This is a genomic window from Ornithinimicrobium kibberense (assembly GCF_006519705.1).
GTDB lineage: Bacteria > Actinomycetota > Actinomycetes > Actinomycetales > Dermatophilaceae > Ornithinicoccus > Ornithinicoccus kibberensis.
Genome location: NZ_VFXM01000002.1, coordinates 280,062 through 287,645 on the forward strand (window position 1 = coordinate 280,062; position 7,584 = coordinate 287,645).

The following is a 7,584-nucleotide window of genomic DNA, read 5'->3' on the forward strand; positions in this document are numbered from 1 at the left end:
TCAGAGCCGGCGCAGCCGCACCCGGTCCACCGTGTGCTCGGGGCCCTTGAGCAGCACGAGCGTGGCCCGGCTGCGGGTCGGCAGGATGTTCTCCATGAGGTTCGGCGCGTTGATCGAGTCCCAGATGTCGACCGCGACGTCCACGGCGGCCTCGTCGCTGAGCGAGGCGTACCGGTGGAAGTGGGACTCGGGATCGGCGAAGGCCGTCCGGCGCAACGACAGGAACCGCTCGACGTACCACCGCTTGATGTCCCCCACGTGGGCGTCGACGTAGACCGAGAAGTCGAAGAAGTCGCTGACGGCCAGCCCGGGACCGCGGCCGTTGGGGTGCGCGCGCGGCGGCTGCAGGACGTTGAGCCCCTCGACGACGAGGACGTCGGGCCGGCGCACGACGATCTGCTCGTCCGGCACGATGTCGTAGACCAGGTGGCTGTACACCGGTGCCCGCACCTCCGCGCGCCCGGCCTTGACCTCGCTGACGAAGCGCAGCAGCGCCCGCCGGTCGTAGGACTCGGGGAACCCCTTGCGGCCCATGAGACCGCGCCGCTCCAGCACCGCGTTGGCGTGCAGGAAGCCGTCGGTGGTGACCAGCTCGACCGAGGGGCGGGTGTCCCACCGGCGGATCAGCTCGGCCAGGATGCGTGCCGTCGTCGACTTGCCGACGGCGACCGAGCCGGCCACCCCGATGAGGAACGGGGTGCGGGCCGCCCGCTCGTCGAGGAAGTCGGTGGTCACCTGGTGCAGCCGGGCGGTGGCGCGCTCGTAGAACGACAGCAGCCGGCTGATGGGCAGGTAGACCTGCTCGACCTCGGCCATGTCCAGCCGGTCGCCCAGCCCCCGGAGCCGCTCGATGTCGGCCGCGTCGAGGTGCATCGGGTGCTGGTCCCGCAGCCGTGCCCAGTCGTCGCGGTCGAGCTCGACGTAGGGGGAGGGGATGGGCGGGCCGGAGGGCGATGAGGCCATGGGCGGCATTTTCGCACCCGGCCTCGGCGTGGCCCGGCAGGCCAGGACGTACGCTTGGGCGCATGTGTGGAATCGTGGGATACGTGGGCCCCCGTGCGGACGGCACGGCGCTGGACGTGGTGATGGAGGGCCTGGGCCGCCTGGAGTACCGCGGCTACGACTCGGCCGGGGTGGCCGTCGTCGACGACGGTGCGGTCCAGACCCGCAAGCGGGCCGGCAAGCTGGCCAACCTGCGGTCCGCCCTGGTGGACGCGCCCGTCCCGGACACCGCCACCGCCATCGGCCACACCCGGTGGGCGACCCACGGCGGGCCGACCGACCAGAACGCCCACCCCCACCGGGGCGGCCGCGACGGCAAGCTGGCCCTCGTCCACAACGGCATCATCGAGAACTTCCACGCGCTGAAGACCTCCCTGGCGCAGCAGGGGGTGGAGTTCACCTCCGAGACGGACACCGAGGTCGTGGCCCACCTGCTGGACGAGGCCTTCGCCCGCACCGGCGACCTGACCGCGGCCATGCGCGAGGTGGTCGCCGGTCTCGAGGGCGCCTTCACCCTCCTCGCGGTGCACGCCGACCAGCCGCACACCGTGGTGGGGGCGCGCCGCAACTCGCCCCTGGTCGTCGGGCTGGGGGAGGGCGAGAACTTCCTGGGCTCGGACGTGGCCGCCTTCATCGGCCACACCCGGCACGCCCTCGAGCTGGGCCAGGACCAGATCGTGACGATCACCCCGGACACCTACGAGGTGACCAACTTCGACGGCACCCCCTCCGACGGCAAGGCCTACGAGGTCACCTGGGACGCGGCGGCCGCCGAGAAGAGCGGCTACGACACCTTCATGGAGAAGGAGATCAACGACCAGCCGCACGCGGTCGCCGACACCCTCCTGGGCCGCACGGACGCCGACGGCAACCTGCGCCTCGACGAGCTGCACATCGAGGAGGACGAGCTGCGGGCGGTCACCAAGATCGTCATCGTCGCGTGCGGCACCGCGGCCTACGCCGGGATGGTGGCCAAGTACGCCATCGAGCGCTGGACCCGGATCCCGGTTGAGGTCGAGCTCGCCCACGAGTTCCGGTACCGCGACCCGGTGATCGACGGCCACACCCTCGTGGTGTCCATCTCCCAGTCCGGCGAGACCATGGACACCCTCATGGCCGTGCGCCACGCCAAGGAGCTCGGCGCCAAGACGGTCTCCATCTGCAACACGCACGGGTCGACCATCCCGCGGGAGTCCGACGCCGTGCTCTACACGCACGCCGGTCCGGAGATCGCCGTGGCCTCGACGAAGGCCTTCCTGGCGCAGATCACCGCCAGCTACATCCTCGGCCTCTACCTGGCCTCGCTGCGCGGGGAGAGCTACGGCCGCGACGCCGCCGAGATCATGGCCGAGCTGCAGGGGGTACCGGCCAAGATCGAGGAGCTGCTCACCACGATGGACCGGGTCAAGGAGATCGCCTACTTCATGGCCGACTCCCGCTCGGTGCTCTTCCTGGGCCGGCACGTGGGCTACCCCGTCGCCATGGAGGGGGCGCTCAAGCTCAAGGAGCTGGCCTACATCCACGCCGAGGGGTTCGCCGCCGGCGAGCTCAAGCATGGCCCCATCGCCCTCATCGAGCCGGGGCAGCCGGTCTTCGTCATCGTGCCCTCCCCGGACAGCGAGCACGGCCTCCACGGCAAGGTGGTCTCCAACATCCAGGAGATCCGGGCCCGGGGCGCGCGCACGCTCGTCATCGCCGAGGAGGGCGACGAGGACGTGGTCCCGTTCGCGGACGAGGTGATCAGGGTGCCGCGCACCTCCCCGCTGCTGGCGCCGCTGCTGACGGTCGTGCCGCTGCAGGTGTTCGCGCTGCACCTGTCGACCGCCAAGGGCCTGGACGTCGACCAGCCCCGCAACCTGGCCAAGTCCGTCACCGTCGAGTGACCCGGGCGCGATGATCGTCGGGGTGGGCATCGACGTGGTGGACATCGACCGGTTCGCCCGCCGGCTGCAGGAGACTCCTCGGCTGGGTCCGCGCCTGTTCACCGACGAGGAGCTGGGCCTGCGCCCCGAGTCCCTGGCGGCCCGGTTCGCGGCCAAGGAGGCGCTCGCCAAGGCGCTCGGCGCGCCCGTCGGCCTCAGCTGGACCGACGCCTGGGTGGTGCGCGACAGCACCGGCCGACCCCACCTGCGCACCCAGGGCACGGTCCGGGCCCGGGCCGACGAGCTGGGTGTGGCGCACCTGCACGTGTCCCTCTCGCACGACGCCGGGGTGGCCTCGGCGGTCGTGGTCGCGGAGGGCACGGACTAGACGGGGACGTCCTGCCCGGACCGACCGCACCGGCACGAGGAGGCACGCATGATCGAGGGGTATGACGTCGCGACCGTCCGCGTCGTCGAGGACCGGGTGCGGGCCGGCCTGCCGCCGGGGGCCCTCATGCAGCGGGCCGCCCGCGCCCTGGCCCAGGTCGTGCGGGACCGGGCGCAGGAGCTGGGGGCCAGGTCGGTGGTCGTGCTCGCCGGGCCGGGGGACAACGGGGGCGACGCGCTGTGGGCCGCCTCCCTCCTGGACGGCCTCCAGGTCACCGTGGTCGGCGTCGCCGCCCGGCTGCACGCCGACGGGGCGACGGCGGCCCGCGAGGCCGGGGTGGAGGTGGTCGAGGTCGCACCGGACGCCGGGCAGCTGCCCGCCCGTGCCCGCGAGGCGCTGGCGGCCGCCGACCTCGTCGTCGACGGGCTGCTCGGGATCGGGGGCCGCCCCGGCCTGCGGGGGGCGATGGCCGCCGCCGTCGCGGCGGTGCCGGGCACCGCATACATCGTCGGCGTCGACCTGCCCAGCGGGGCCGACCCGGCCGGGGAGGACCCGCAGGGCCCCCGGGTCCGGGCCGACGAGACGGTGACCTTCGGCGTGGCCAAGCCGGTCCACCTGCTGCCGGCCACGGCGCCGGCGGTCGGCCGCCTCCGCGTCGTCGACATCGGCCTGACGCCGGAGCTGGCCGGCGAGCGCCCGGTCGTGGAGCGGCTCGAGCCCGCCGACGTCGCCGGCCGCTGGCCGGTGCCCGACGCCACCGACCACAAGTACTCCCGGGGCGTCCTGGGCGTGGTCGCCGGCAGCGACGACTACCCGGGGGCCGCCGTCCTGTGCTGCACCGCGGCCGTGGAGGCCGGTGCCGGCATGGTGCGCTACCTGGGGCCGCCCCGCGCCGCCGACCTGGTCCTGGCCTCCTGCCCCGAGGTCGTGCCCGGCCCCGGTCGGGTCCAGGCCATGGTGGTCGGGCCGGGCGTCGACGCGCGGGGGGTCGACCGGCCCGACGGCGAGGACGACCAGGTCGACCGGGTGACCGGGTCGTTCGCGCAGGACCTTCCGCTCCTCGTCGACGCCGGTGGGCTGGAGCTGCTCGGCCGGTGGCTGGCCGCCGGCCACCGACGGACGGCGCCGACCCTCCTCACGCCGCACGCCGGCGAGCTGGCCCGGCTGCTGGGCACGGTGGCGGACGGTGAGGAGGTCACCCGGGAGCAGGTCGAGCAGGCGCCCCTGGCCCACGCCCGCCGCGCCGCGGTGCTGACCGGGTGCACGGTCCTGCTCAAGGGCGCCACGACGCTCGTCGTCACCCCGGACCCCGCCGTCCCGGTCCGCAGCCAGGCGGACGCCCCGCCGTGGCTGGCCACCGCCGGGGCCGGTGACGTCCTCGCCGGGCTCGCCGGCGTCCTCCTGGCCGCCGGGCTGGCCCCGCTGGAGGCCGGCTCGCTCGCGGCCCTCGTCCACGGCACCGCCGCCTCCCGGGCCACCCCGGGAGGGCCGGTGCGCGCGCTCGGCGTCGCCCACGCCATCCCCCTCGCGGTGGCGGACCTGCTCGCCGGGACGGCTCCCCGAGGGCGGTGAGGTGGGCGGTTGCTAGGTTGACGGCATGGATCAGCGTCTCTCCCTGGTGACCCTCGGCGTGTCCGACATGGACCGCGCCCGCGACTTCTACACCGCGCTCGGCTGGCAGCCGGGCCCGTCGCCGGAGCACATCGTCTTCTTCCAGACCGGTGGCATGGTCGTGGCGCTGTGGGACCGGCAGGCGCTGGCCGTCGACTCCGGCATCGACATCGAGGACGACACCGAGGACACCCCCGGCAGCGGGGACGGGTGGGGCGGCAAGGTGCTCGGGCTCAACGTGGCCAGCGCGGCGGACGTCGACGAGCAGTTCGCCTCGGCCGTGAGTGCGGGCGCCGAGGTGCTGCGCGTGCCGTGCAGCCGGTTCTGGGGCGGCTACTCCGGGGTGTTCACCGACCCGGACGGGCACGTGTGGGAGATCGCCTACAACCCCTACTGGTCCTTCTCCGAGGACGGGGCCACGCTGCTGGGCGACGGCCGGGGCTGACCGCCCCGGCCGCCCGGCCCGTCAGCGACCCGGCCGGTTGACCGCGCTGCACACCGCGTGCAGCGCCGCCCGGACCGTGTTGGGGTGGATGCCCACGCCCCAGCGCACCTCGCCGGCGATGGCGCACTCGACGTAGGCGGCGGCATACGCGTCCTCGCCCGCCGACAGCGCGTGCTCGGAGTAGTCCAGGACCCGCACGTCGATCCCCAGCCCGGTCAGCCCCTCCACGAAGGCGTCGATCGGGCCGTTGCCCTCGGCGTCGATCTCATGGTCCTCGCCGTCGACGGTGACCCGGGCGTGCAGCCGCACCCGGCCCTCCTCGTCGTGGGTGTTGGTGAAGTCGTGCAGCACCAGGGGGCCGTCCTGCTCGAGGTACTCGTGCTGGAAGGCGGCCCAGATCTGGCCCGGGCTCATCTCCCCGCCCTCGGTGTCGGTGTGCCGCTGCACGGCGCCGCTGAACTCGATCTGCAGCCGTCGCGGCAGGTCCAGCTTGTGCTCGGACTTCATCACGTAGGCCACGCCGCCCTTGCCGGACTGGCTGTTGACCCGGATGACGGCCTCGTAGCTGCGCCCGATGTCCTTGGGGTCGACCGGCAGGTAGGGCACCTCCCAGCGGTGCTGCTCCACCGGCACCCCGATCTCGGCGGCCTCGGCCTCCAAGGCCTCCAGGCCCTTCTTGATCGCGTCCTGGTGGCTGCCGGAGAAGGCGGTGAAGACCAGGTCGCCGCCGTAGGGGTGGCGCTCGGGCACCGGCAGCTGGTTGCAGTGCTCGACGGTGCGCCGGACCTCGTCGATGTCGGAGAAGTCGATCTGCGGGTCCACCCCCTGGGTGAACATGTTCATGCCCAGCGTCACCAGGCAGACGTTGCCGGTGCGCTCGCCGTTGCCGAACAGGCAGCCCTCGATCCGGTCGGCCCCGGCGAGGTAGCCCAGCTCGGCCGCGGCGACCCCGGTGCCCCGGTCGTTGTGCGGGTGCAGCGACAGGATGACGTTCTCGCGGTGGTTCAGGTGGCGGCTCATCCACTCGATGGAGTCGGCGTAGACGTTGGGGGTGGCCATCTCCACCGTGGCCGGTAGGTTGATGATGACCGGCTTCTCCGGGGTGGGGACGAACTCCTCCATGACCGCGTTGCACACGCGCACCGCATACTCCAGCTCGGTGCCGGTGTAGGACTCGGGGGAGTACTGGTAGTAGATCTCGGTGCCGGGCGGCAGCTGCTCCTCGTACTTCTTGCAGATGCGCGCGCCCTGGACGGCGATGTCGACGATCTCGTCCTCGCTCGCCCGGAAGACGACCCGGCGCTGCAGGGTGGACGTGGAGTTGTAGAGGTGGACGATGGCCTGCTTGGCCCCGGCGATCGCCTCGTAGGTGCGCTCGATGAGGTGCTCGCGGGCCTGGGTCAGCACCTGGATGACCACGTCGTCGGGGATCAGGTCCTCCTCGATGAGCATCCGCACGAAGTCGAAGTCGGTCTGGCTGGCGGCGGGGAAGCCGACCTCGATCTCCTTGTAGCCCATCCGGACCAGCAGCTCGAACATCCGGCGCTTGCGGTCGGGGGTCATCGGGTCGATGAGCGCCTGGTTGCCGTCGCGCAGGTCGACCGCGCACCACCGGGGGGCCTGCGTGATCGTGCGCCCCGGCCAGGTGCGGTCCGGCAGGTCCACCGGGGGGTATGCCGTGTAGCGCTCCACGGGCATGCCGCTGGGCTGCTGGGGGTTGCGCTCGACGACGTGGGTGGCCCGGCCGGTGCCGTCGGTGGTGGGTACGGCCGCGTCGACGTCCTGGGGGGAGGTCTGGGTCTGGATGCTCATCCGGTCTGGTTCCTTCTCGCTGGGGTCTTCGGGTGCTGTCGGTCCGTGGACAGCGCGACTCCGCAGCGAGGGCCGGACCTAGGAGGTCTCGCTGCGGCGCGGAAGGAGGAGCAGAGCAGTCATTGGGTGGCACTCTAGCCCACCGACGTGACGCCGGGTCAAGGTGGCGCTCGTCACAGGGGGGCAGTTTCCCAGCTGGGCCTGGTTGCGGACGCTGTGGTGCGGGCACCCGCAAACTTGACCCCTTGTGGGTCGGGCGTCGTAGGCCTACTGTCGACATATGAGGACCTTCGGGGTTCGTCCTCTCCTCGTCGTCGTGTTTGCGATCCTTGGCCTGATGGTGCCGGCCATCGTCGGACCGACAACGGGAGTCGCCTCACCCTCCCAGACGTCGTCCATCGGCGCCGTCGTCCCCCAGGCTTCCACCGCGAGCGACGGCTACGTCGATGTCCTGGCCCGGGATC

At 72.8% G+C, this 7,584-nt stretch carries 7 protein-coding genes; 5 read left to right on the plus strand and 2 right to left on the minus strand.

The genetic code is table 11. The features are described 5' to 3' along the window. Positions 1-972, minus strand: coding sequence for a type I pantothenate kinase (gene coaA / locus FJR00_RS02790; RefSeq protein ID WP_141337355.1), 972 nt, complete (start codon positions 970-972; stop codon positions 1-3). Positions 973-1,025: 53 nt separating this feature from the next. On the opposite strand from coaA, the gene glmS reads away from it, so the two are divergent. The 4 genes from glmS to FJR00_RS02810 are packed head-to-tail and all read left to right on the plus strand — an operon-like array spanning position 1,026 to position 5,308. Beyond that, positions 1,026-2,885, plus strand: coding sequence for a glutamine--fructose-6-phosphate transaminase (isomerizing) (gene glmS / locus FJR00_RS02795; RefSeq protein ID WP_141337356.1), 1,860 nt, complete (start codon positions 1,026-1,028; stop codon positions 2,883-2,885). A gap of 10 nt (positions 2,886-2,895) precedes the next feature. Further along, positions 2,896-3,252, plus strand: a complete 357-nt coding sequence (locus FJR00_RS02800; RefSeq protein ID WP_075957453.1) for a holo-ACP synthase — start codon at positions 2,896-2,898, stop codon at positions 3,250-3,252. Positions 3,253-3,300: 48 nt separating this feature from the next. Further along, the gene (locus tag FJR00_RS02805; RefSeq protein ID WP_141337357.1) at positions 3,301-4,824 is read left to right on the plus strand and encodes an NAD(P)H-hydrate epimerase; all 1,524 of its coding nucleotides are present in this window, start codon (positions 3,301-3,303) and stop codon (positions 4,822-4,824) included. Positions 4,825-4,849: 25 nt separating this feature from the next. Next, on the plus strand, positions 4,850-5,308 hold the full coding sequence (locus FJR00_RS02810; RefSeq protein WP_141337358.1) for a VOC family protein: 459 nt from the start codon (positions 4,850-4,852) through the stop codon (positions 5,306-5,308). Between the two features lie 21 nt (positions 5,309-5,329). Here the strand turns inward: FJR00_RS02810 and leuA are convergent, their stop codons facing one another. Beyond that, entirely contained in the window at positions 5,330-7,006 is a 1,677-nt protein-coding gene (leuA, locus tag FJR00_RS02815) for a 2-isopropylmalate synthase (RefSeq protein ID WP_181409472.1), read from the minus strand. A 394-nt stretch (positions 7,007-7,400) separates the two neighbouring features. Between leuA and FJR00_RS16195 the strand changes: the two genes are divergently transcribed. After that, positions 7,401-7,584, plus strand: a 184-nt coding sequence (locus FJR00_RS16195; protein WP_238330265.1) for a hypothetical protein, incomplete at its 3' end; no start/stop codon positions are given.

What these genes read in the sequence shown, in the direction of transcription:
- coaA (WP_141337355.1), bottom strand. Translation starts at nt 972, where the DNA reads ATGCCGCCCATGGCCTCATCGCCCTCCGGCCCGCCCATCCCCTCCCCC.
- glmS (WP_141337356.1), top strand. Translation starts at nt 1,026, where the DNA reads ATGTGTGGAATCGTGGGATACGTGGGCCCCCGTGCGGACGGCACGGCG.
- FJR00_RS02800 (WP_075957453.1), top strand. Translation starts at nt 2,896, where the DNA reads ATGATCGTCGGGGTGGGCATCGACGTGGTGGACATCGACCGGTTCGCC.
- FJR00_RS02805 (WP_141337357.1), top strand. Translation starts at nt 3,301, where the DNA reads ATGATCGAGGGGTATGACGTCGCGACCGTCCGCGTCGTCGAGGACCGG.
- FJR00_RS02810 (WP_141337358.1), top strand. Translation starts at nt 4,850, where the DNA reads ATGGATCAGCGTCTCTCCCTGGTGACCCTCGGCGTGTCCGACATGGAC.
- leuA (WP_181409472.1), bottom strand. Translation starts at nt 7,006, where the DNA reads ATGCCCGTGGAGCGCTACACGGCATACCCCCCGGTGGACCTGCCGGAC.